Source organism: Amycolatopsis lexingtonensis (assembly GCF_014873755.1).
GTDB classification, from domain to species: domain Bacteria; phylum Actinomycetota; class Actinomycetes; order Mycobacteriales; family Pseudonocardiaceae; genus Amycolatopsis; species Amycolatopsis lexingtonensis.
In genome coordinates this window covers 7077335-7099500 of the sequence record NZ_JADBEG010000001.1, presented here as the reverse complement: position 1 = coordinate 7099500, position 22166 = coordinate 7077335, and the positions used below count along the sequence as shown (strand labels likewise).

Sequence of the window (22166 nt, the reverse complement as noted above, 5' to 3'; positions counted from 1 at the left end):
GCGACTGTCGGTGGTTACCGCTAGCGTCCGGACCTGTGCGAGTAGGCATCGTCATTCTTCCGGAAGATCGTTGGTGGGCCGCCGAGCCGAAGTGGCGCGCCGCCGAGGAGTACGGCTTCGACCACGCGTGGACGTACGACCACCTGGGCTGGCGCAACCTGGTCGACGGCCCGTGGTTCTCCGCGGTCCCGACCCTCACCGCGGCGGCGATGGTGACGTCCCGCATCCGGCTGGGCACCTTCGTGGCGTCGCCGGTCGCCCGGCACCCCGTGCCGTTCACGCGTGAACTGATCACCCTCGACGACGTCTCCGACGGCCGGTTCGTCCTCGGCGTCGGCGCGGGCGTCGACCACCTGCACTACGACGGCGCGGTCCTCGACGCCCCCGAGCTGACGGCGAAGCAGCGCGTGGACCGTTTCACCGAGTTCGTCGAGGCGCTCGACGGGCTGCTGATGACCGACAAGTTCGACTTCGACGGCGAGTACTACCGGGCCCGCGAGGCCCGCAACCTGCCCGGCCCGGTGCAGCGTCCCAGGTTGCCGTTCGTCGTCGCGGCCAACGGCCCCCGCACGATGACGCTCGCCGCCCGCTTCGGCGCCGGCTGGGTGACGACGGGCAAGGGCGGCGCGACGGCCGACGAGTGGTGGGCCGGCGTCAAGCAGCTCACCGAGGTCTTCGACCAGCGGCTGGACGCAGTGGGCCGCGACCGGGCGAGCGTCCAGCGGTACGTCAACCTGGACTCGTCCCCGGTGTTCTCGCTGAGCAGCGTGGAGGCGTTCCGCGACGCCGTGGGCCGGGCGGGCGAGCTGGGCTTCACCGACGTGATCTCGCACTGGCCGCGCTCGTCGACGCCGTACGAGGGCCGCGAGGCTGTGCTGGAGCAGGTGGCGAGCGACGTCCTGCCGGAGCTGCACTAGGCCGTCCGGGTGACATCGGGGTGAGCGGGAAACCGATTGCCGCTCCTCGGGCGTCCTTCCTCACAGACGACCGAGATCACCCCGGGGGGTCGGGGGCCCTCGTGGCCGCGGCTGGGGCGCCGCGGCCACGAGGGCGCACTACTTCACGATCCGGTAGATCACGGCGCCCGGGTTGCGGTACACGGCCTTCACGAAGTCGTGCCCGTCCAGGTGCTGCAGCCCCCGCGCGATCGGGGTGTCCCGGCGGATGGTGCCGCTGCCCACCAGCACGTAGTGGATGTTCAGCCGCCGCACCGCCGCGCGCACTTCCGGGTCGCTGTCGAAGTCCGCGAAGTGCTGGGCCAGGTAGACCGCGTCCTTGGGCGCGACGCCGGCGTCGTAGTGGCCGGCCACCGGGTGCACGCCGGTCAGCGCGTACATCCAGGCCGTGCCGTCCAGCCGGTCGTTGAGCACCTTCTGGTCGGCCGGGATCCCGAGCGTGCCCAGCCGGTCCATCGCCTCGATCTCGTCCGCGCTCACCGGCGGGACCACCTCGCCGGGCAGGCCGTTGTAGTAGAGCAGCGACACCGTCTTGGCGTTGGCCGCGCGGTAGAACCCGCCGGTCAGCACGCCCATCGCGACGACCAGCAGGACCGCCGACGCCAGCCCGACCCGGCCGGTCAGCCACGGCCGCGCCCGCACCCACGCGCGGCTCCCGGCGGCCTTCGCCAGCCACCGCTGGGCCTCGCTCATGCCGTGCGCGGCGAGCAGGCACAGCGGGATCGCGGCCAGCGCCATCAGCCGGAAGCGGTCGTTCCACCAGGGCCGGGACAGGCTGATCACCCAGTCTTCGCCGCCGAAGCAGGCGACGACCACGAACAGCGCGGACAGCCCGAGCGCCGAGAGCACCAGCCAGCGCAGCCGCCGCAGCGCGCCGAGCGTGAAGACGCCGATCGCGAGGAACACCGTCAGCCAGATCTGCGGGACCGGCAGCACCTGCTTGAACGTCGCCAGCATGGCCAGCGCCTTCCACACCGGCATGTGCGAGCCCCAGGCGTGGTACGGGTACGAGCCGGACGTGAAGGTGATCGCGCCGAGGATCATCGGCGCGGCCAGCACGCCCGCCGTGACCATCACCGGCAGCATCCGCAGCACGTCGCCGCCGACGACCCGCCACGCCGCGCGGCCCTCGGGGACGCCGTCGACGCGCTTGCCGCGCAGCGCCCGGTACCAGCGCTGCACGACCAGCGGGAACGCGAACAGGAGGGCCCCGAACAGCGCGCTGGAGTGCGCGGCGAGCAGCCCGGTCGCGCTCAGCGCCAGCACGGCGCCGGTGTCGATGCCCGGCCGCACCACGAACCGCTGCAGCGCGACCACCGCCAGCGGCGTCAGCACGATGCCGAGCGCGAACGGCAGCAGCCCGCTCGACACCGACTCGTACGCCCCGGTCGTCGCGCCGCCCGCGACCAGCGCGGCGCTGCCGGCGAACACCGCGCGGCCGCCGAGCTGGCGCACCAGCGCGACCATGGCGATCGCGAACAGCCCGGCGATCGGCATCGTCACGGCGTTGAGCGTCACCGGGATCGACGTCCCGGACAGCTGGTAGACCAGCGCGCCGACCAGGTGGTACGCGTTCGGGTAGAAGGAGCCGTCGGGGTACCAGTTGATGGTGCCCATGCCGGTCAGCGAGCCGTCGCCGGTCTCGGCGATGTAGCGGATGCCGTTCGCGTGGAACACGGTGTCCCAGCGCTGGAACACCGCGGTCGTCCCGCCCCGGCCGGAGACCACGACGGCGATCGAGACGGCGGTGGCGACCGCGACGCAGGCGCCGACGGCCAGGTGCGCCCGGCGCGTCCACGGGACCGCGGGCTCCTCGGCGCCCGGCGTCGACCAGCCGCGCGCGGCGAACAGCCGGCGCAGGCCGTAGAGCACGGCGGCGAGCAGGAGGGTGCACGCGGCGACGCTCGCCGGGCCGTACGGGACGTGCGCGATGGCGAGCCACGGACCGGCCAGGCCGGTGATGGCGTAGCTGAGCAGCGGCGCGAGCCCGGCCAGGGCCCAGCCGCGCAGGCCGGCGGCCCACCCGACGACCCCGCCGGGCACCGCCAGCACGGCCAGATACGTGGCCACGGCGGTGAAGTAGCTCCAGAAGTCCTCGGGTGCAGGCACTGCTTTCCAGGTGTGTCGTAGGCCGAAATGTGATAGTCGGGTGCGAGCCGGGTCAGCGACCCCCGTACCCTCGACGCCCGTGAGCGCGCACACGAACCCCGCACAGATTACTGAAGACGATTTCGCAGGTTACGACCTCGTCGTCGTCGGGTCCGGTTTCTTCGGCCTGACCGTCGCCGAACGGGCCGCGGCCGAGCTGGGCAAGAAGGTCCTCATCCTCGAGCGGCGCAGCCACATCGGCGGCAACGCCTACTCCGAGGCCGAGCCGGAGACCGGGATCGAGGTGCACAAGTACGGCGCGCACCTGTTCCACACCTCGAACAAGCGCGTCTGGGAGTACGTGAACCGCTTCACCGAGTTCACGAACTACCAGCACCGCGTGTTCGCGCGGGTCAAGGACCAGGTCTACTCGTTCCCGATGAACCTGGCCCTGATCAACCAGTTCTTCGGCAAGTCGCACACCCCGGACGAGGCCCGCGAGCTGATCGCCAAGCAGTCGTCCGAGTTCGAGACCTCCGCCGCCCAGAACCTCGAGGAGAAGGCCATCTCGCTGGTCGGCCGTCCCCTCTACGAGGCGTTCATCCGCGGTTACACCGCGAAGCAGTGGGAGAACGACCCGAAGAACCTGGGCGAGAACATCATCACGCGCCTGCCGGTCCGCTACAACTTCGACAACCGGTACTTCAACGACACCTACGAGGGCCTGCCCGTCAACGGGTACACCGCGTGGCTCGAGAAGATGGCCGAGCACGAGAACATCGAGATCCGCCTGAACGTCGACTACTTCGACGTCCGCGAGCACATCCCGGCGGGCACCCCGACCGTCTACACCGGGCCGCTGGACCGCTACTTCGGCTACTCGGCGGGCCGGTTCACCTGGCGCACCGTCGACTTCGAGTCCGAGGTCGCCCAGACCGGCGACTTCCAGGGCACCTCGGTCGTCAACTACAACGACCAGGAAGTCCCGTACACCCGGATCATCGAGTTCCGCCACTTCCACCCGGAGCGGGACTACCCGAAGGACAAGACGGTCATCTTCCGCGAGTACTCCCGCTTCGCGACCGAGGAAGACGAGCCGTACTACCCGATCAACACGCCGGAGAACCGCGAGAAGCTCGAGGCCTACCGCGAGCTGGCCAAGGTCGAGGCGCGCGAGAAGAACGTGCTGTTCGGCGGCCGGCTGGGGACGTACAAGTACCTCGACATGCACATGGCCATCGGCTCGGCGCTGTCGGCGTTCGACAACAAGATCGCCCCGCACCTGACCGACGGCGCGCCGCTCGACGGGTCCCTCGATGCTTGAGAAGGGGCAGCCCACCGGAGAGGTGGCGGTCCTGGCCAAGGCCCAGGGCTTTCTGAAGAGTGAAGCTTCGGTGAAGGCTGCGCGCGGCCTTTCCCACTTCGGCGAGCACAGCGCCGGGTGGTTCGCCCTCGGCCTGATCGGCGCCGCGGTCGACAAGAAGCGGCGCAAGGACTGGCTGGTCGCCTCGGTGGGCGTCGTCGGCGCGCACGCCGCGTCCATCGCGGTGAAACGCGTGGTCAGGCGCCCCCGGCCGGACCACCCGAGCGTCGAGGTCCTGGTCGGCACGCCGAGCAAGCTGAGCTTCCCGTCGTCGCACGCGACGTCCACTACGGCGGCGGCGGTGCTCTACTCCGGATTGACCGGGCGTAACCTGGTGCCCGCCCTGGTACCGCCGATGCTGGCCTCGAGGCTCGTGCTCGGCGTTCACTATCCGACAGACGTTTTGGCCGGTGCAGCTCTCGGGGGGCTCGTCGGTGGTCTGATACGACGGAAGCTGAAGAAGAATCCATGAGCGAAACGACCGAGCAGCGCCCCAGTGAGGAAACGGCCGTGACTTCCGAGGCTCCGGAGACCACGGAGCCCACCGCGTCACGCGGCCGGTTCGGCCTGGTCGGCGGCGTCATCAAGACGGCGCGGCCGCGCCAGTGGGTGAAGAACGTCCTGGTCTTCGCGGCCCCGTTCTTCGCGTTCTCGAAGTCGACCGACCGCACCGGTCTCCTGATCGACGCGATCATCGCCTTCGTGGCCTTCTCCCTGACGGCGAGCTCGGTCTACCTGATCAACGACGCCATCGACGTCGAGGCCGACAAGGCGCACCCGACCAAGCGCAACCGGCCGATCGCGGCCGGCATCGTGCCGGTCCCCGTCGCGTACGGGGCCGCGGTCGTGTTCTTCCTGGCCGGCCTCGGCGTGTCGTTCATCGCCAGCTGGCAGCTGGCGGTCGTGCTGGCGGTCTACGAAGCCGTCCAGCTCGGCTACTGCTTCGGCCTCAAGCACCAGCCGGTGGTCGACCTGGCCATCGTCGGTTCGGGCTTCCTGATGCGCTCGATCGCCGGTGGCGTCGCGGGCGGCATCGCGCTGTCCCAGTGGTTCCTGCTGGTCACGGCGTTCGGCTCGCTGTTCATGGTGGCGGGCAAGCGCTACGCGGAGATCATGCTGTTCGAGCGGACGGGCGCGAAGATCCGCTCGTCGCTGAAGAAGTATTCGGCCAGCTACCTGCGGTTCGTCTGGGCGACGTCGGCGGCGATCCTGATCATGTCGTACTGCCTCTGGGCGTTCGAGATCCGCCAGACCGAGCACAACTCGGTGTGGGCGCTCATCTCGATGGTCCCGTTCGTGGTGGCGGTGCTGCGCTACGCGGTCGACGTCGACGGCGGCATCGCGGGCGAGCCCGAGGAGATCGCGCTCAAGGACCGCATCCTGCAGGTGCTGGGCGCGACCTGGGTGGTCACGCTGTTCCTGTCGTTCTACCTGTGACCCTCTCATGGCGGATCGACAGGTTCGTTTCAGGTGAAACACAGCTGAACGGCGCACCCTGAGGTGGTGGGGGCGGGCACTGCGCCCGTCCCCGTGACCACAGGAGCGACTATGAACGACCAGCCGCGCGAGGAGAAGGCCCCGCAGGGAGCCGACCAGCCCACCGTCGAGCAGCCGACCACCCCGGCCGAGACCCCGGCGGTGCCCGCTCAGCAACCACCCGCCCAGCCCGCGGCGGCTGCTCCGGGCGAGCCCGCCGCCCCGGCCGCCGACCAGACCGCGGTCCTCGGCCAGCAACCGCCCGCTCAGCCAGCCACTCCGGCGGCCGGTGGCGGGCAGGCGCCACCCACCCCTCAGCTCTCCCAGCCCGGCCCCGGCCAGTCCTACGGCGCCTGGGGCCCGCCCGCGGCCGCGCCACGCCAGTCCGGCGGCTTCCGGCGGTTCGTCGGCCACCGCGCCACCCAGCTCGTCGCCGTGGGGGTCCTCGGCCTGCTGGTCGGCGGCGGCATCGTCGGCGGGATCGCCGCCGCGAGCCACCACGGCCCCCGCGACGGCCGCCCCGGCATGCACCGCCAGTACAGCGGCCCCCAGGGCTTCGACGGCCGCGGCCCGGGCTTCCGCGGCGGCCAGGGCAACAACCAGGGCAACAACCAGGGCAGCGGCGAAGGCAGCTGACCCACCGGGGCGACTGTGGTCTGCACCACCGGCCCCCCGCTCAGATCACGGAAGCATCACGGGCGGGGTACGGTGTCCGGGATGCGAAGCGCCTCCGCAGAACTCCCCGAGGCCGCCGGTGCGCTGCCGGCGGCCGTGCCCGTCACCCGTCCGTGGGTCCTCCCGGCGGGTGCCGCGGTGGCCTCCGCCCTCGTGTTCGCCCTGGTCAGCCACCATCTCATCGATGACACCTACATCACGCTGTCCTACGCGAAGAACCTCGCCTTCCACGCCCACTGGGGCCTGATCGAGCAGGGGACGGCGAACACCGCGACGTCCCCGCTGAACGTCCTGGCCCTCGGCGCGGTCACGTTCGCCGTCCGCGACGCCGTCCTCGCCGCCGGGATCGTGTTCGTCGTCGCGCAGGTGCTGCTCGTGCTGGGCCTGCGCCGGCTCGGCGAGCGCAGCGGGCTGCCGGCCGCGTTCGCGCCGCTCACGTTCGCGCTGCTGCTGGTCAACCCGCTGCTGCTGTCGTCGATCGGGCTGGAGGTCGCGCTCGGCGCCACCGGCGTCGTCTGGACGCTCGTCCACGCCGGCGAGCGCCACGCGGGACGGCTGGGGGTCGTGATCGGGCTGCTCGCGCTCGTTCGGATCGACCTCCTGCTGATCGCGGCGGTGCTGTTCGCGGCTCGCCGCGAGTTCTGGGTGGGCATCTGGCGGACGGCGTTCTCGGCGCTCGCCGTGATGCTCCCGTGGTTCGGCTTCAGCTGGCTGGTGCTCGGCTCGGCCGTGCCGGACACGCTCGTCATCAAGATCAGCCAGCAGTCGTGGGGACCGTTCAGCTTCACGAACGGCCCGCTGCTGTATTGGCGCAACTTCCCGACCGCCGCCGCGCTGTCGTTCCTGCCGCTGGTGCTCGCCGCCGCGGCCGGGGTGGTCTGGATCGAGCGGTACCGCCGCGGTTCCGAAACCGCCCGCCGCCTGACGCCGTTCGCCGCGCTGGCCGTCGCGGGTGCGCTGCACTACGTCGCCTACAGCCGCCTCGGCGTGCCGCCGTACCACTGGTACTACGCGCCCAGCATCATCGGCGCGACGGTCTTCCTCGCCGCCGGCGCCTCGGCGGTCCCCGAGCGGGTGCGCCGCGGGACGTGGACGGCCGCCGCCGCGGTGGTCGCCGCCAGCGTCGCCGTGTACGCGATGCCGGGCCTCCCGCGCCAGTTCGCGCCGATCACCAGCAACCACGCGTCGACGACGGAGTACCGCGAGATCGGCCAGGAACTGGCGGCGATCGCCCACGGCCGCAAGGTGGAGACGGCGGGCGAGGTCGGCGCGCTGGCCTACGCGTGCGACTGCGAACTGGTCGACGAGTTCTCCGACCGCGGCGCGGTCGACCCGGCGATCACCGAGACGAAGCGCCGCAGCGGCGACATCGGCCGCGCGCTGCTGGAAGCCAACTTCCACAACTTCGACCACAGCGTCGCGCCGATCAGCCCGGACCTGGTCCTGGCGACGACCCGCCGCGCGCCCCCGCCGGCGGCACTGGCGAGCTGGCGGATCGACTCGCCGTGGATGGGCAGCCAGAACCTGTACCTGGTGCCTGCCCACGCCGCCGGGAGCTAGCTAGGCTGGCCGGTGATGGGGGCATTCCGGCGGGCGGTGCGGCACGAGGCCGTCCTCTTCTCGAGCATCTGGTTGCTGCTGCGCGGGCGCAAAGATGTCCCGGACGGCGGTGTGGCGCTCCCGTACGCCGGTCCGCAACGGCCGATGATCGTGGTGTTCCTCGTCGTCTCGCTCGTCGAGACCGGAGCGTTCCTGCTCGTCGACTTCGGTCCGGTCGGGGACGCGCTCCTGCTGCTGGCGGAGGTCTACACCGCGGCGTGGCTGCTCGGCACGCTGGCGGCGGGGACCACCCGGCCGCACGTGGTGTCAGCGGACGAGCTGCGCGTGCGGGCCTTCGCGCAGTTCGACCTGCGGCTGCCGCGCGCGGACGTCGAGAGCTTCACCCGGCGCACGGAGAACCACGCGAGCGCGAGGACCCTCGTCTGGGGTGCCGAGGAGCTGGTCATGCCGCAGAACATGGAGACCAACGTCGTCGTCCGGCTGCACCGGCCGGTCGCCGCGACCCGCCCGCTCGGCGGCACGGAAAAGATCCGCGTGCTGAAGCTCTTCGTCGAAGACCCGGCCTTCGCGGTCCGGGCCTTCGACGGAACCGCCTGATCGCGTCAGATCGGCAGCTTGCGGAAGATCGGCCGCGGCACGTGCCGCAGTGCCGACATCACCAGGCGGAACTGCGCCGGCGCCCACACGAGGTCCTTGCCCGCTCGCGCGGCCGTGACGGCGGTCTCCGCCACCTGCTCGGCGGTCTGCGCCAGGGGAGCGTCCTTCAGGCCCTCGGTCATCTTCGTCTTGACGTGACCCGGCCGGACGACCGTCACCTGCACGCCGGACGGCGCGAGCGCCTCGCCCAGGCCCAGGTAGAACCCGTCGAAACCGGCCTTCGTGGAGCCGTAGACGAAGTTGGACCGCCGGACGCGCTCGCCGGCCACCGACGACAGCGCGATCACCGTGCCGTGGCCCTGCGCCTTGAGCTTCTCCGACAGCGCGACGCCGACCGACACCGCGGCCGTGTAGTTCACGGTCGCCAGCTCGACGGCCTTCGCGTGGTCCTGCCAGACCTCTTCCGGGTCGCCGAGCAGGCCGAACGCCACGACTGCCACGTCGATGTCGCCGCCCTCGAACGCCTTGTCCAGCACGCCCGGGTGCGACGCCGTGTCCTTGGCGTCGAAGTCCACAGTGGACACCTCGGCGCCCTTGTCCTTCAGGCGCTGCGCGGCCGCGTCCAGGCGGGGCGACGGGCGCGCGGCCAGCACGACCCGCAGCGGCTTCTCGGCCAGGTACTTCTCGGCGATCGCCAGCGCGATGTCGGACGTGCCGCCGAGCAGGAGCAGGGATTGGGGGTTGCCCACCGCGTCGATCACAGTTCGAGCCTCCGGCTCATGTCAGAGGCGAAAACGCCTTCGGGGTCAACGGAAGCGCGGATCTTGCGCCATTCTTCGAGCCGCGGGTACATCTTCGCGAACGTCTCCGCCGACGTCCGGGAGTCCTTCGCGGTGTACAGCCGGCCACCCGCGGCGAGCACGGCGTCGTCCAGCTCCAGGCAGAACCGGCTCAGGCCGTCCTTGATCGGGAAGTCGACGCTGAGCATCCAGCCCGGCGACGGCCACGACATCGGCGCCGGGTTGGCGTCGCCCATGCGCTTGAAGACGTTGAGGAACGAGTAGTGGCCCGAGGTCGCGATCCGCCGGCAGATGGCCTTGAGCTGGTCCTCCGCGCCGAACGGCACCGAGAACTGGTACTGCAGGAAGCCCTTGGAGCCGTAGGCGCGGTTCCACTCGCTCAGCATGTCCAGCGGGTGGTAGAACTGCGTCAGGTTCTGGATCTTGCCGCGCGCGCCCTTCTTGGGCACGGTCTTCTGCCACAGCTCGTTGATCAGCCCGAACGTGAGCTTGTTGCCCAGGCCGTTCGGGAAGACGTCCGGCAGGGTCGCCAGCTGCGGCGCGTCGAACTTCAGCGGCTCGGCGCGCAGCTTCGGCGGCAGCTGGTCGAGCTTCGCCAGCGAGCCGCGCGAGAACGTCGCCCGGCCGAGGCGGTGGTCCGACGAGATCAGGTCCGGCACCGACATCGAGTAGTCGTAGGTCAGGTCCGAGCCGTCGGTGAACAGGCCGAGCGTCTCGTCCAGGTTCGACGTGCGGTCGGCGTCCACGATGAAGTACGCGGTCTCGGTCTTCTTCATCCGGACCGTCGCCCGGACGATGATCCCGGTCAGGCCGATGCCGGCGACGGTCGCCCAGAACAGCTCCGACTCGGGGCCCTCCGGGGTCAGCGTGCGCACCTGGCCGTCCGCGGTCAGCAGGTCCATCGACACGACGTGGTTGCCGAAGCTGCCCGCGCTGTGGTGGTTCTTGCCGTGGATGTCGTTGGCGATCGCGCCGCCGATCGTCACCTGCCGGGTGCCCGGGAGCACCGGGACCCACAGGCCGTGCGGCAGCGCCTCGCGCATCAGCTTGTCGAGGCTGACGCCGGCGTCCAGGTCGACCAGGCCCGAGTCGGGGTCGATCGAGTGGATCCGGTCGAGCGCGGTCATGTCGACGACCAGGCCGCCCGCGTTCTGCGCCGGGTCGCCGTAGGACCGGCCGAGGCCACGAGCGATGACGCCGCGCCCGCCGGCCTGGCGCACGGCGCGCGCGATGGTCTCGACGTCCGGTGTGGTCAGGACGTCGGCGACGGTCGGAGCGGTGCGTCCCCAGCCGGAAAGCGTGCGTCGCTGTGTCTCGGGTACGTGGGTCACCCGACCAGGGTAGCCACGCCGAACGACGCCCGGAACGTGACCCTGAAGTGCTCGCTTCTACACTTTGCGCATCAAGGCACAAGCGCCCGCGCGGGTGACCATGACTCAGGCAACGAGGTAATGCAGTGGTGGCGACCGATCCGCAAGCCGACATCGCAGCTGCTCAGCCGTCCAGCATCGGACTGCTCGGGCAGCTCATTCGCTTCGCCCTGATCGGCGGCTTCTGCGCCCTGGTCGACCTGGGCACGTACACGCTGCTGACCCAGGTGGCCGGGATGGCCACTTCACCGTGGGTCGACGTCGCCCGCGCTATCTCTTTCATCGTGGGCACGACCACGGCCTTCTTCCTGAACCGGAAGTTCACCTTCTCGGGTGGGCGCCGTGACGGCAAGGCGCAGGTCGGCTCGTTCGTCCTGCTCTACACCGTGACGTTCTTCGTCGCGGTCGGGGTGAACCAGCTGATGCTGCAGGTTCTGCCGGAATCGGCGTGGCAGCACACACTGTGCTGGGCCGTGTCGCAGGCCACGGCCACGGTGATCAATTTCGTGATGCTCAAGTGGGTCGTCTTCCGCGAGCCGTCGACCGAGGAGAACTGAGGAACTCAATGCCCGGTAAAACAGCCACCCCGGCGCCGACCACCCAAGCCGGCGCGGCCGCCGAGACGCGGTTCACCGAGCACACTCCGCAGGGTCGCCTGACGGCGCAGCGTGGGCTCTACGCCGGCCCGGCGCCGATCGTCAGCAAGGACCTGTACGCCGAGCTTGAGTGGGGCTCGGCCGTGCGGGAACGTGCGGTGATCTCCCTGGAGCCCGCCTCCAAGGTGTCGGGCAACACGTACTTCGGCCGGTTCCCGGCCAGCTACTGGCAGCGTTGGACGACCGTGTCAGAGGTCTCGGTCGAGGCCGTCGTGACCGGCACCGGCCTGCTGTCGATGGGTGCGTCCGACGTCGAGGGTGAGCCGCGTGTGGTGGCCGCCGAGCAGGTCGCCGACGCCACGCAGCTGAAGGTCGTGCTGACCGGCAAGCTGGACAAGTTCTACGACGGTGGCGCGCTCTGGCTGGACCTGGAGACCGAGGGTGGCCAGACGCTGCGGGTGGAGCAGGTCCGCTGGACGGTCGAGGCGCCGGAGAAGATCCGCCCGACGGCGGTGACGATCTGCACGATGAACCGCGCCGACGACTGCCTGAAGAACCTGCAGGCGCTCGCCGCGGACGTCTCCTCGCTGGAGACCCTGGACGCGATCTACGTCGCCGACCAGGGCACCGACCTGGTGGAGTCGCGTGAGGGGTTCGAGCAGGTCGCGAAGGACCTCGCGGACAAGCTGCACTACATCAAGCAGCCGAACCTCGGTGGTGCCGGTGGTTTCACCCGCGGTCTGTTCGAGGTGGCCGGGCACACCGCGACCGAGCACGCGAACGTCCTGTTCATGGACGACGACGTGCTGCTCGAGCCGGACCTGGTGATCCGGATGACGGCGTTCTCCAACCGCGCCGCCAACCCGATCATCGTCGGCGGCCAGATGCTGAACCTGTTCCACCCGAACCAGCTGCACGTCGGCGCCGAGTACGCCCGGCTCAACACCCTCGAGCCCGGCCAGCCGGTCGAGCACTCGCTGTCGACGGCCGACCTGCTCGGCGTGGACGAGGAGACGCTCAAGCCGAACCGTCAGGAGCGCCGCCTCGACGCCGGCTACAACGGCTGGTGGTCGTGCCTGATCCCGTACGAGGTCGTGCAGGCGACCGGCTACCCGCTGCCGTTCTTCTTCCAGTGGGACGACGCGGAGTACTCCTACCGGGCCCGCGCGCACGGCTTCCCGACCGTGACGCTGCCGGGCGCGGGCGTGTGGCACGCGGACTTCCACATGAAGGACTGGGACGAGTGGCACCGGTACTTCAACCTGCGTAACTCGATCATCACCGCCGCGCTGCACTCGCCGTTCAACCTGAACCTGCTCTCGCGGGTGCTGCTGGCGCAGCTGGTGCGCTATCTGCTCGGCATGCAGTACGGCTTGTCGGCGACGCTGATCAAGGCCGTCGAGGACTTCCTCGAGGGTCCGGAGATCCTGCGTGACGGTGGGGTCGAGGCGATGCAGGAGATCCGCCGGATCCGCGACGCCTACCCGGAGACCAAGCGGCACAAGGCGACCGACGTCCCGGGTATCGCGTCCAACGACATCGGCATCATCAACAGCGCGCCGCGGCCCAGCATGCAGCGCCTGGTGCTGATCAAGCGCGTGCTCGACCGGGTCCTCGGCCGCAGCCGCTTCGGCCTCGGCGCGGTCCCGATCGACGAGGCGAACTGGTGGCACATCGCCCTGTTCGACACGGCGGTCGTGACGGACGCGAACCAGGAAGGCGTCCGCGTCCGGTCCTACGACAAGGTCAAGATGTTCGACCTGGCCAAGCGTGGAGCGAAGGTGGTCCAGCGGCTGCGCAAGGAAGGCGCGGCGGTGCAGGAGCAGTACAAGCGCGCCATGCCCGAGCTGACCTCGCGCGAGAACTGGAAGCGCCTGTACAAGCTCTGACCACGGGTTCGCCGAGGCCGTCCCACGCTCAGCCGTGGGGCGGCCTCAAGCGTGGATGCCGAAGACCGTGCTCTTCCGGGTGAGGTCGTCGACGTACGCGGCGGCCACGTGGGCGAAGTTGATCACGACCGCCGGGTGGTCCTTGGTGGTCACCGCTTCGACCGAGCCCTCCTTCACGAGCTGGGCGAGCCTGCCCGCCAGCGTGGCGGATTGCTCGGTCGTCAGCGCGAACAGCAGCGGTTGCCCGCCGGTGGCGAGGTGCAGTACGAGTGCGGGTTTCGGATCGGCCATGCGTCCATCGGACCAGCGGCGATCTTCGCGCGGCAAGCGGGTTCGCTGAGGGCGGAGCACCCGGTGGCGGTACCGTTTCCCGAGATCGGAAGAACCCGCGGGGGGAAAAGGCGATGCCTCACTCGTTCTCGCTGTCGCTGGCAGCGGTGGACATCCTGCTCGAGCAGCTCGGGCTGGGCCGCGCGCCGACGCCGTTCGAGGTGCCGCACGTCGGCACGACGGTCGAGCAGCGCGCGATGATCCGCGACGCCGTCGTCCGCGACCTGACCGGCCGCGGGCTGTGGAGCCGCGGCCGCCTCGACGCCGACGCCGAGCTGGCGCTGTCGACGTTCGTCCGCGGCAGCGTGACCATCAGCGCGGCCGCTGAGCTGGGCGACCGGCAGCTGTTCGCCCGCGTCGCTTCCGACGGCCAGTTCGCGGTGCTCGCCAAGCAGGAGGAGAACCTCATCGTCTTCGAGGAGGTCCGCCCGACCGGCATCGTCCCGGCGATCGTCGACCTCCTCCCGCTCACCCCGGCCGCCCCCGGCCAGTCGGTGACCATCTCCCGCCCGGTCCAGCAGCCCCGCACCCAGCGGCGCGACGAGGCGTACGACCCGTTCGCGGGCGTCAGCGGCCCCCGCGGCCAGAGTGGCGGCGGCGGTCCCCAGGTCCGCATGATCGAGCGGGTCTTCCAGGAACCGAAGAAGCGCGTGGGCCAGTTCACGGCCCAGACCCGCGGCGGCACGTACCCGCCCCTGGCCTGGTTCGACACCCCGGCCGGCCGCTGGCTGATGTCCTCGAGGACGGCCGCGGACGGCCAGCGCTGGCTCACCTACGCCCCGGCCGACAACGCACGCCTGGCCCAGCAGCTGTACGCCCAGCTCGAAGGCCAGTTCTGAGCTTCGGGAACCGCCCGGGCGCCGGGTGCGTCCGAACCGAAGATCGGTGAAGCGCGGTTGCGCTGGGTGCCCGGCTAGTAGACTCCCGGGTGCACACGCACGGGCGAAGCGAATTCGGGGTGGACTGCGATGCTGATAGCGGACGGCGGAGGCGGCGGCTCCTTCGCGGACATCGTCAACCCGCTCTCGTCGGGTGCCATGAGCGCCGCGGTGCAGAGCGTGACGGCGGAGACGCAGAAGCTGGTCGACGCGGCCAAGAGCGGTGGTTTCAAGATCACCCCGGAGGGCGTCAAGCCGCTCCAGACCGCCCTGACCCAGTTGGTCGACGACCTGAACGGCCTGAGCGAAACGACCTACATCCTCAACCAGTCGCCCCAGCTGGGCAACCACCCCTACGGGCACACCATCGCGGCTCACGACCAGAAGGGCGCGGCCCAGGCCGAAGGGTCCGCGGGTGTCGTGCTTACCCAGCTCAAGCAGGTGGCGCAGCAGGCCAACGAGGCGCTGTCCCGCGCCGCGGGTCTCTACCACGAATCCGAGAACGCCGCTCTCGACGGCCTGAAGACCAAGCCCTAGGGAATGATGAAACTCCTCGCACGCGCTGCTCTGCCCGTCATCGCGGGCGCTCTTTTGCTGGCCGGCTGCACGGACCCGAAGAACGGGACGGCTTCGCCCGCCGCCTCGGAGTCGAGTGCGCCGTCTTCGCAAGAGTCGAGTTCGGCGGATCCGGGCAACGCTTCGACCACCTCGCTCGAGCCGTGCACTCTGCTCACCGCAGCTGATGTGGCGCCTTACGCGACCTCTTTCGGCGAAGCGGAGGAGAAGAAGCTCGGTGGCGCTCGTGTCTGCTCCTACCAGCATCACCTCAGCGACGCCAGCGAAGAGGGCATCATCATCGGCGTCGCCATCCGCGACGATGCCCCCCTCGACTCGGTCGTCGACACCGGCGGTGGCATCAAGGACCTGGACGTCAACGGCCGCAAGGCGAAGCAGGCATCAAGCCAGGCGCCCCTCGGGTGCACGGTCGCGCTCGGTGTCGGGGACAAGGCGCGGGTCGACGTCAACGTGACCGCCACCAACACGGTCGACAAGGCCTGCCAGGTCGCCGAAGAGGTTGCGACGAAGATCGTCGAGCCGAAACTGCCCAAGGCGTAAGGGGAGTTCAGATGAGCACGCGACAGGGACCGCCGCCGAAGACCGCGGACAAGACTCCCCAAGAAGTGCAGGACATGGCGCCCGCCGAGCGCGACGCCTACCTGCAGCAGAAGGCGGAAGAGGGCGTCGACCCCAGCAGCTGGCTGTTCGGTCCGATCCAGCAGTGGATGGCCCAAGCCAGGGCGAAGAACCAAGCGCAGCAGATGGGCGACAAGAACGTCGAGGCCGCCACCGAAGGCCGCGACGTCGAGTACGTCCAGGGCCTTCAGGCGCCCAACGCGGACTACAAGGGCAGCGACCACGAACAGCTGCAAGCGTTCCTCCAGAGCAACCTGGACGTCGAGCAGGTCTCCAGCGTTTCGACCGCCTATCACGAGGTCCACCAGGTCTTCGACAAGTTCGCCCAGTCGATGAACACCGCCGTCAACGCCTCCAAGGGCACCTGGGAAGGCACCGCGGCCGAGAACGCCCAGCAGTACTTCACCAGCCTCGGCAAGTGGTCCGACGCCAACTCGCAGAACGCGAAGCTCGCCTCGGAGACCATCTACGACCAGGGCCAGGCCGCGTCGACGGCCAAGAACTCCATGCCGGCGCCGATTCCGTTCAGCTGGAAGGACGAGTTCACCTCCTGGGCGACCTCGAACCCCTTCAACCTGGCGGACAACGTCGACAAGTCCATCCAGAAGCAGAAGGACAGCCAGGCGGCGCACGACCAGGCCGCCGGGGTCATGGCGACCTACGACAAGAACCTCTACGAGGCCGCGTCGAAGCAGCCCGCCTTCGCGCCGCCGCCGAGCTTCAGCACCGGTGGGGGGAGCGGCGATCCCAACGGCACCGGGGACAAGAACGGCATCAACACCCCGTCCGGCGTGAACACGCCGGGGTCGCACTCGGTGAACATGCCGGGTGGCGGCAACAACAACTTCACCACCGGCAACATCCCGGGCACCACCGGCACGCCGCAGTTCTCCGGGCCCGGCTCGACCACCGGCGCGGGACTGCTCCCCGCCGGCACGACCACGCCGTCCGGCTTCACGCCGGGTTCGCTCCCCGGTGGGTCGACCCCGAACCCGAACCAGCAGTTCGGGGGCATGCCGCCGATGAGCCCGATGCCGATGGGCGGGATGAACTTCGGCGGCGACGAGGCCTACAACTCCAAGGTCGGCGGAGGCGGCGGCCGCGGAGCCGGCGGCTTCGGGCCCGGCGGTTCGGGCGCGGGCAACGCGACCGGCGCGGGTGCCGCGTCCGGTGCGGCCCGGCCCGGCGGCATCGGCGCGGCCGAGGCGGCTGCCGGACGCGGAATGGGCGGGCTCGGCTCGGGCGGAGCCGGCCGTGGCGGGATGGGCGGCGGCGCCATGGGCCGCGGCCAGAAGGGCGAGGGTGACGAGGACACCGAGCACTCGCGCCCGACGTACCTGGTCGAGGGTGACCCCGACGAGGTCTTCGGCACCGACCTGCGCACCGCGCCGCCGGTCATCGGCGAATAACGGACATCGCGGAAACGGTCCCGGGCAACCGGGGCCGTTTCTCGTTTGGGCTGGTTGTGGACTCGTGCGCGCGGACGGGACGGAATCGTCGACGGCGGAGGAGGAGGCTCGAGTGCCGGGAGTTCGTAGGATCTCGCCCGCGGAATACGCGGTCTACCAGGGCGAAAGCCATCCCGCGGCCGAGCGGGTGCCTGCCGGCGTGCAACTCTACCGCGAAGGCGAGCCCTGGAAGCTGGTGCCGATCGCGGACCTGGAAGAGTGGTACACCGTCCGCACCTACGGCACCTTCCTCGAGCGCGAGTTCGAGGTGGTGGACGAGCGCGACGGCCGCTACTCCCTCTTCATGACGACCGGGGACGGCCGGTGGGCGGCCCGGGTTTGGGCGGAGCCTGAGACCTACCCCGAGGTGGACTTCCAGCGGCCGGAAATGATGGTGTTCGTCGCGGTGGCCCCGAAGGACATGGTCACCGACCTGCGCGAAGTGCGCTCCGACCACCTCAAGACCGAAGAGTACTGACGCTCCCGCCCGCCGCCGAGCTCACCGACGTCCGGACGGTGTCCGTGCCGGTGGCGCTCGACGGACAGTTTCAGTAGCGGTAGAACTTCTCCGCGCGGCCCTGCCGCACCAGCTTCAGCCACTGCAGGAACGCCTTCGGGTCCCGCTTCACGCCGACGAAGTACAGTCCGAACCGGACGATCTCCAGTGCGCCGATCTTCCGCATCCCCGGCTGCGACAGCAAGTACCCGCGGTTGCGGTACGTGTAGTACCGCTTGACCTCGTTTTCCGGGTCCTGCGCGTGGAACTTGCCGCCCAGCATCGGCTTGAACTCGTCCGAGCCGTCCGGGTGCAGGTACTTCGTCTTCAGCGACGTGCCGAACGGCAGGCCCGAACGCACCAGCCGCCGGTGCAGCTCGACCTCGTCGCCGCGGAAGAACAGGCGCAGGTCCGGCACGCCGACGACGTCCAAAGTGGACGCCCGGAACAGCGCGCCGTTCATCAGGGACGCGATGCCGGGCAGGAAGTCCACGCCCAGCTCGGCCTGCGACCGCTTCCACGTCAGGCCGCGGCGCAGCGGGAACGCGAGCTTGTCCGGGGCGTCGATGTTGGACACCACGGGCGAAATCTCCGCCAGGTCCCGCTTTTCCGCTTCCTCCAGCAGGATCGCGAGCACGTTCTCGTCGGCCGGGCGCCCGTCGTCGTCGGCCAGCCAGATCCAGTCCGCGCCCAGCGACAGCGCGTGCAGCATGCCCAGCGCGAACCCGCCGGCGCCGCCGAGGTTGCGGTGCGATGGCAGGTACGTGCTCGGCAGCGGGTAGTTCTCGACGACTTCGCGGGCCGAGTCGTCCGGCCCGTTGTCGACCACCACGAGGTGGTCGACCGGCCGCGTCTGGGCCGCGATGACCTTCAGCGAGTCCGCCAGCAGCTCGCGCCGGTGCCGCGTGACGACCACGCCGACGACCGCGCCGTCGGGCAGCTGCCGGGTCTCGCTGGCCATCATTCGCCGCCGTTCGTCGTCGCCACCGGCTCGATGCCGAAGCGCTCCAAGGTTTCCTGGCTCATGTTCTCGAAGGGGTCACGCCCCTTGTACGACGTGAGGACGTCCCGCAGCGAACCCTGTTGCTTGAGGTGACCCTCGTCCATCCAGATGGCCGAGTCGCAGAGCTCGAACAGGAACTCGTCCGAGTGGCTGGCGAAGACCAGGATCCCGGAGCGCTTCACCAGGTCCTTGAGCCGGTCGCGGGCCTTGTTGAGGAACGCCGCGTCGACCGCGCCGATGCCCTCGTCGAGGATCAGGATCTCGGGGTCGATCGACGTGACGACGCCCAGCGCCAGCCGCACGCGCATACCCGTCGAGTACGTCCGCAGCGGCATCTGGAGGTAGTCGCCGAGCTCGGTGAACTCCGCGATGTCGTCGACGCGCTTCTCCATCTCCTTGGCCGTCATCCCGAGGAAGAGGCCGCGGATGATGATGTTCTCCTCGCCGGAGATCTCGGGGTCCATGCCGACGCCGAGGTCGAAGACCGGGGCGATCTTGCCCTCGATCCGCGAGGAGCCGCGCGTCGGCTCGTAGATCCCGGCGAGCAGCCGCAGCAGCGTGGACTTGCCCGCGCCGTTGTGGCCGACCAGGCCGACCCGGTCGCCTTCGCGCAGCGAAAGCGTCACGTCGTGCAGCGCTTCGATGATCGGCACCTTGGTGTCGGTGCCGATCTTGCCGCCGACCTTGCCGAGGACCTTCTTCTTCATCGAACGGGTCTTGGCGTCGAAGATCGGGAAGTCGACGAAGGCGTTCTGAACGTCAATGGAGACCATGTGTCACACCCAGTAGGAGACGCGGGCACGGTAATTGCGCATCGCGACGAGCGCGAGCGCCCACCCGACGATGGTGATGGCGCCGACGACGATCCAGTTGCCGGGCGTGAAGGACTGCCCGATCAGCGGCGCCCGGACCACCTGCATGAAGTGGTACAGCGGGTTGAGCTGGATGATCGGCAGTGCCCAGGAGGCGTTCGCGCGGGCACCGCCCGCGAGCAGCTGGTCCACCGGCCAGACGATCGGCGTGGCGTAGAACAGCAGCTGGATCAGCGAGTTGATGACCTGCGGGATGTCGCGGAACCGGGTCGAGATGATGCCCAGCAGCAGCGTCACCCAGCCCGCGTTCAGCGCGAGCAGCAGGAAGCCCGGGATGGCCAGCAGCACGGTCCAGCTGAGGCCGGGGTGGCAGTACAGGCCGGCCGCGCAGAGGCCGTCCTTCGACCCCAGCGAGTACTGGTTGTCCAGCGCGGTGAAGAAGATCGCCAGCACCGCGACGTAGACGATCATGTTGTGCGCCAGGAGCAGCGACTGCCGCCACACCGTGCGCAGCATGTACACGCTCAGCGGCGCGGGGAGCTGCTTGATCAGCCCCTCGTTCGCGATGAACGTCTCCATGCCCTCGGCGAGGCAGCCGCTGATGAAGCCCCAGAGGATGAAGCCGGTGGACAGGTAGGGCAGGAACACCTGGATCGGGGTGTTGAACAGCTGTGAGTACAGCAACCCGAGCCCGAGCGCGATGACGGCCTGGCTGATCGTGATCCAGAAGGGTCCGATCACCGAGCGGCGGTAGCGCTGCTTGATGTCCTGCCAGCCGAGGTGTCCCCACAGCTCGCGGGCGCGGAAACCGGCCTTGATGTCGGCGAAGGCGCGCGCGAACGTCTTGCTGTCCGACGTCGGCGGTGCCGGCGTCGCTACGGGGGAGTTCGCGGCCTGAACCGTGCTGGTGGCATGCACGTGGACGAGGGTACCGATGGGATGAGCGGCGTCCGGGCCACCCCGCCGCTGTGGTAGAGCCGAGTGGCCGATACGCGGCGGCCGGTGACCTTTGTGCTGGTACTTTCTCGGCTTATGACTGCTGCTCTCGGCGCGGCGAGCTTGATGGTCAACCTGCTCGCGGCGTACGCCGACCGGCCCGACCCGCGCTCGGTGGCCGTGGTCGGCAACCAGCCGCTCCCGCCCGACCCCCAGCGCGCGAAGGCGATCGACGCCTGTGACCTGGTCATCCGGGTCAACGGCTTCGTCGTCGACAAGCCCGGCGAGGAGATCGTCGGCTCCCGGACGCACGTCGTGGTGTTCAACCGGGCGATCCGGGCCACCCCGTACGTCTTCCAGGACTACCGCAAGCGGCTCTACCTGCTGGTCGAGCCGGGCCGGATGCACTGGGAGCCGGAGGACCTGCCGGGCTGGTGGCCCGCCGACCTGGGCGCGGTGCCGGTGTCGAACCGCGAGGTCGTGCTGCCGCTGTCGGACGCGCTGGGCCTGCCGACCCGCGACGAGCCGACGTGGTCGACCACCGGCACGCTGGCGGCCTGGATCGCGCGGACGTCGTTCCCGACCGCGCAGCTCGTGCTCACCGGGTTCTCGTTCATCGACAACCCGGACCAGACCTCGTGGGAGCACGCCGCCGGCGACTCCTGCATCGTCGGCCCGGAACACCAGATCGCCGCCGAAGGGCGGCTGCTGGACTCCTGGACGAAGACCGGCGACACCACCCTCCTGCGCTGAACGCGCGTCCCCACCTCCACGTAAGGACCCACCCATGGCTGTGCAGAAACTGGGCAGAGGCTTCGTCGACCGGATCGCCCGGCTGATCGACTTCCGCGTCGACGAACGCACCCGCGCGCTCGCCGACCGCGTCAACAACCTCGAGCACGCGACCGCCGACCATCGGCGCCGGCTCGACAACGCCGAGCACAACCTCGAGCAGGCACGGGGCGACCTGCGCTGGGCCCGCGCCGAGCTCGACCGCCTGATCCCGCACGTGGCCGCCCAGGAGGGCCGCCTGGAGACGCTGCGCGAGTCGATGTCGCTGGTGCCGAAGGCCGACGCGCCGCAGATCGCCGAGGCCCGCACGCTGATCGAGGAGATCCAGCGGCAGCACGCGCAGATCCGGGTCCGGCTGGCGGGCATCTCCCGCTACGAGGACCGGCTGCGCCGGCTCGAGGACCGGGTCGAAGAGCCCGTCAGCCAGTAGCTTGGACGCCCGGGAAGCCACCGAAGCGGACGCCGAGCTGCTGCTGGACTGGCGCAACGACCCGCGCACGCGCCAGTCGTCGCGCTCGACGGCCGTGGTGGCCCTCGACGAGCACCTCGCGTGGCTGCGCGGGGTGCTGGCCGACCCGCAACGGCTGCTGCTCGTCGTCGAGCACGAGGAGACGCCGGTCGGCACCGTCCGGTTCGACCGGCGCGACGGCGACGGCTGGGAGGTCAGCATCACGCTCGCCCCCGAGAGCCGCGGCCGAGGCTTGTCCGGCGCCGTGCTCGCCGAGGGCGAGCGGGCCGCCCGCGACCGCCTCGGCGTCCGGACCGTGCTGGCGGCCGTGCATCTGGACAACACCGCCTCGGCGAAGCTCTTCGAGCGCGCCGGGTACGCCGAAGCCGCGCCTGCCGTCAGCGGCTTCCGGCAGCTGCGCAAGACTCTGAGCTGACCCGCAGTCCACCCCGGGGAGGC

General features: G+C 70.1%; 24 protein-coding genes. 17 read left to right on the top strand and 7 right to left on the bottom strand.

Annotation, left to right across the window (positions count from 1 at the left end; translation table 11 throughout):
- Positions 1–35: 35 nt before the first annotated feature.
- Positions 36–917: an LLM class flavin-dependent oxidoreductase gene (locus H4696_RS32630; RefSeq protein WP_086861959.1), complete on the top strand. Its 882-nt coding sequence runs from the start codon at positions 36–38 to the stop codon at positions 915–917.
- Between the two features lie 138 nt (positions 918–1055).
- Here H4696_RS32630 and H4696_RS32625 read toward each other — a convergent pair whose 3' ends face one another.
- Positions 1056–3065, bottom strand: coding sequence for a DUF6541 family protein (locus tag H4696_RS32625; protein WP_086861960.1), 2010 nt, complete (start codon positions 3063–3065; stop codon positions 1056–1058).
- Between the two features lie 79 nt (positions 3066–3144).
- Here H4696_RS32625 and glf point away from each other — a divergent pair, with 79 nt between their 5' ends.
- The 6 genes from glf to H4696_RS32595 all read left to right on the top strand — a co-directional run bounded on the left by glf (position 3145) and on the right by H4696_RS32595 (position 8715).
- Positions 3145–4368, top strand: a complete 1224-nt coding sequence (gene glf / locus H4696_RS32620) for a UDP-galactopyranose mutase (protein ID WP_086861961.1) — start codon at positions 3145–3147, stop codon at positions 4366–4368.
- Entirely contained in the window at positions 4361–4879 is a 519-nt protein-coding gene (locus H4696_RS32615; RefSeq protein ID WP_086861962.1) for a phosphatase PAP2 family protein, read from the top strand. The genes glf and H4696_RS32615 overlap by 8 nt, the downstream gene beginning before the upstream one ends.
- Positions 4876–5844: a decaprenyl-phosphate phosphoribosyltransferase gene (locus H4696_RS32610; RefSeq protein WP_086861963.1), complete on the top strand. Its 969-nt coding sequence runs from the start codon at positions 4876–4878 to the stop codon at positions 5842–5844. The genes H4696_RS32615 and H4696_RS32610 overlap by 4 nt, the downstream gene beginning before the upstream one ends.
- A gap of 111 nt (positions 5845–5955) precedes the next feature.
- Positions 5956–6519: a hypothetical protein gene (locus tag H4696_RS32605; protein WP_192782658.1), complete on the top strand. Its 564-nt coding sequence runs from the start codon at positions 5956–5958 to the stop codon at positions 6517–6519.
- Between the two features lie 81 nt (positions 6520–6600).
- On the top strand, positions 6601–8118 hold the full coding sequence (locus tag H4696_RS32600; RefSeq protein WP_086864309.1) for a hypothetical protein: 1518 nt from the start codon (positions 6601–6603) through the stop codon (positions 8116–8118).
- 15 nt (positions 8119–8133) lie between these two features.
- Positions 8134–8715 carry a hypothetical protein gene (locus H4696_RS32595; protein WP_086864308.1) on the top strand — a complete coding sequence of 194 codons (582 nt, stop codon included), beginning with the start codon at positions 8134–8136 and terminating at the stop codon, positions 8713–8715.
- Positions 8716–8720: 5 nt separating this feature from the next.
- Here the strand turns inward: H4696_RS32595 and H4696_RS32590 are convergent, their stop codons facing one another.
- A complete protein-coding gene (locus H4696_RS32590) occupies positions 8721–9476 on the bottom strand; it encodes a decaprenylphospho-beta-D-erythro-pentofuranosid-2-ulose 2-reductase (protein ID WP_086864307.1) in 756 nt (251 codons plus the stop codon).
- Entirely contained in the window at positions 9473–10846 is a 1374-nt protein-coding gene (locus H4696_RS32585) for a decaprenylphosphoryl-beta-D-ribose oxidase (RefSeq protein WP_086864306.1), read from the bottom strand. The genes H4696_RS32590 and H4696_RS32585 overlap by 4 nt, the downstream gene beginning before the upstream one ends.
- A 125-nt stretch (positions 10847–10971) precedes the next feature.
- Between H4696_RS32585 and H4696_RS32580 the strand changes: the two genes are divergently transcribed.
- Together H4696_RS32580 and H4696_RS32575 are read left to right on the top strand one after the other, a co-directional pair.
- Positions 10972–11442 (top strand): GtrA family protein, encoded by a 471-nt coding sequence (locus H4696_RS32580; RefSeq protein ID WP_169735160.1) that lies wholly within the window; start codon positions 10972–10974, stop codon positions 11440–11442.
- A gap of 8 nt (positions 11443–11450) precedes the next feature.
- A complete protein-coding gene (locus H4696_RS32575; protein ID WP_086864305.1) occupies positions 11451–13370 on the top strand; it encodes a glycosyltransferase in 1920 nt (639 codons plus the stop codon).
- Positions 13371–13415: 45 nt separating this feature from the next.
- Here H4696_RS32575 and H4696_RS32570 read toward each other — a convergent pair whose 3' ends face one another.
- Positions 13416–13661 (bottom strand): hypothetical protein, encoded by a 246-nt coding sequence (locus tag H4696_RS32570; RefSeq protein WP_086864304.1) that lies wholly within the window; start codon positions 13659–13661, stop codon positions 13416–13418.
- Positions 13662–13774: 113 nt separating this feature from the next.
- Between H4696_RS32570 and H4696_RS32565 the strand changes: the two genes are divergently transcribed.
- The 5 genes from H4696_RS32565 to H4696_RS32545 all read left to right on the top strand — a co-directional run bounded on the left by H4696_RS32565 (position 13775) and on the right by H4696_RS32545 (position 17698).
- Positions 13775–14539, top strand: coding sequence for an ESX secretion-associated protein EspG (locus tag H4696_RS32565; protein WP_086864303.1), 765 nt, complete (start codon positions 13775–13777; stop codon positions 14537–14539).
- Positions 14540–14668: 129 nt separating this feature from the next.
- Entirely contained in the window at positions 14669–15115 is a 447-nt protein-coding gene (locus tag H4696_RS32560) for a hypothetical protein (protein WP_086864302.1), read from the top strand.
- Positions 15116–15121: 6 nt separating this feature from the next.
- Positions 15122–15694: a DUF3558 family protein gene (locus H4696_RS32555; RefSeq protein ID WP_225955865.1), complete on the top strand. Its 573-nt coding sequence runs from the start codon at positions 15122–15124 to the stop codon at positions 15692–15694.
- An 11-nt stretch (positions 15695–15705) separates the two neighbouring features.
- The gene (locus H4696_RS32550; RefSeq protein WP_086864300.1) at positions 15706–17181 is read left to right on the top strand and encodes a hypothetical protein; all 1476 of its coding nucleotides are present in this window, start codon (positions 15706–15708) and stop codon (positions 17179–17181) included.
- Between the two features lie 112 nt (positions 17182–17293).
- On the top strand, positions 17294–17698 hold the full coding sequence (locus tag H4696_RS32545) for a hypothetical protein (RefSeq protein WP_143265364.1): 405 nt from the start codon (positions 17294–17296) through the stop codon (positions 17696–17698).
- Positions 17699–17768: 70 nt separating this feature from the next.
- On the opposite strand, the gene glfT1 is transcribed toward H4696_RS32545, so the two are convergent.
- From glfT1 to wzm, 3 genes are read right to left on the bottom strand one after another with little or no spacing between them, the layout of a single operon-like run.
- Positions 17769–18677 (bottom strand): galactofuranosyltransferase GlfT1, encoded by a 909-nt coding sequence (glfT1, locus tag H4696_RS32540; protein ID WP_169735159.1) that lies wholly within the window; start codon positions 18675–18677, stop codon positions 17769–17771.
- Complete coding sequence (gene wzt / locus H4696_RS32535; protein WP_086864297.1) at positions 18677–19492, bottom strand: galactan export ABC transporter ATP-binding subunit Wzt/RfbE; 816 nt, start codon at positions 19490–19492, stop codon at positions 18677–18679. The genes glfT1 and wzt overlap by 1 nt, the downstream gene beginning before the upstream one ends.
- Before the next feature lie 3 nt (positions 19493–19495).
- On the bottom strand, positions 19496–20449 hold the full coding sequence (gene wzm / locus H4696_RS32530) for a galactan export ABC transporter permease subunit Wzm/RfbD (protein WP_086864296.1): 954 nt from the start codon (positions 20447–20449) through the stop codon (positions 19496–19498).
- Between the two features lie 144 nt (positions 20450–20593).
- Here wzm and H4696_RS32525 point away from each other — a divergent pair, with 144 nt between their 5' ends.
- Genes H4696_RS32525 through H4696_RS32515 form a run of 3 tightly spaced genes read left to right on the top strand, consistent with a single transcriptional unit; the run spans position 20594 to position 22143 of the window.
- Positions 20594–21220, top strand: coding sequence for a glycosyltransferase family 29 protein (locus H4696_RS32525; protein WP_086864295.1), 627 nt, complete (start codon positions 20594–20596; stop codon positions 21218–21220).
- A 34-nt stretch (positions 21221–21254) separates the two neighbouring features.
- Positions 21255–21689: a hypothetical protein gene (locus H4696_RS32520; RefSeq protein ID WP_086864294.1), complete on the top strand. Its 435-nt coding sequence runs from the start codon at positions 21255–21257 to the stop codon at positions 21687–21689.
- Position 21690: 1 nt separating this feature from the next.
- Positions 21691–22143 carry a GNAT family N-acetyltransferase gene (locus H4696_RS32515; RefSeq protein ID WP_086864293.1) on the top strand — a complete coding sequence of 151 codons (453 nt, stop codon included), beginning with the start codon at positions 21691–21693 and terminating at the stop codon, positions 22141–22143.
- The last annotated feature ends 23 nt before the right edge of the window (positions 22144–22166 follow it).

What these genes read in the sequence shown, in the direction of transcription:
- H4696_RS32575 (WP_086864305.1), top strand. Translation starts at nt 11,451, where the DNA reads ATGCCCGGTAAAACAGCCACCCCGGCGCCGACCACCCAAGCCGGCGCG.
- H4696_RS32520 (WP_086864294.1), top strand. Translation starts at nt 21,255, where the DNA reads ATGGCTGTGCAGAAACTGGGCAGAGGCTTCGTCGACCGGATCGCCCGG.
- H4696_RS32570 (WP_086864304.1), bottom strand. Translation starts at nt 13,661, where the DNA reads ATGGCCGATCCGAAACCCGCACTCGTACTGCACCTCGCCACCGGCGGG.
- H4696_RS32595 (WP_086864308.1), top strand. Translation starts at nt 8,134, where the DNA reads ATGGGGGCATTCCGGCGGGCGGTGCGGCACGAGGCCGTCCTCTTCTCG.
- H4696_RS32615 (WP_086861962.1), top strand. Translation starts at nt 4,361, where the DNA reads ATGCTTGAGAAGGGGCAGCCCACCGGAGAGGTGGCGGTCCTGGCCAAG.
- H4696_RS32610 (WP_086861963.1), top strand. Translation starts at nt 4,876, where the DNA reads ATGAGCGAAACGACCGAGCAGCGCCCCAGTGAGGAAACGGCCGTGACT.
- H4696_RS32525 (WP_086864295.1), top strand. Translation starts at nt 20,594, where the DNA reads ATGGTCAACCTGCTCGCGGCGTACGCCGACCGGCCCGACCCGCGCTCG.
- wzt (WP_086864297.1), bottom strand. Translation starts at nt 19,492, where the DNA reads ATGGTCTCCATTGACGTTCAGAACGCCTTCGTCGACTTCCCGATCTTC.
- H4696_RS32600 (WP_086864309.1), top strand. Translation starts at nt 6,601, where the DNA reads ATGCGAAGCGCCTCCGCAGAACTCCCCGAGGCCGCCGGTGCGCTGCCG.
- H4696_RS32555 (WP_225955865.1), top strand. Translation starts at nt 15,122, where the DNA reads ATGAAACTCCTCGCACGCGCTGCTCTGCCCGTCATCGCGGGCGCTCTT.
- H4696_RS32565 (WP_086864303.1), top strand. Translation starts at nt 13,775, where the DNA reads ATGCCTCACTCGTTCTCGCTGTCGCTGGCAGCGGTGGACATCCTGCTC.
- glfT1 (WP_169735159.1), bottom strand. Translation starts at nt 18,677, where the DNA reads ATGGCCAGCGAGACCCGGCAGCTGCCCGACGGCGCGGTCGTCGGCGTG.
- H4696_RS32605 (WP_192782658.1), top strand. Translation starts at nt 5,956, where the DNA reads ATGAACGACCAGCCGCGCGAGGAGAAGGCCCCGCAGGGAGCCGACCAG.
- H4696_RS32550 (WP_086864300.1), top strand. Translation starts at nt 15,706, where the DNA reads ATGAGCACGCGACAGGGACCGCCGCCGAAGACCGCGGACAAGACTCCC.
- H4696_RS32560 (WP_086864302.1), top strand. Translation starts at nt 14,669, where the DNA reads ATGCTGATAGCGGACGGCGGAGGCGGCGGCTCCTTCGCGGACATCGTC.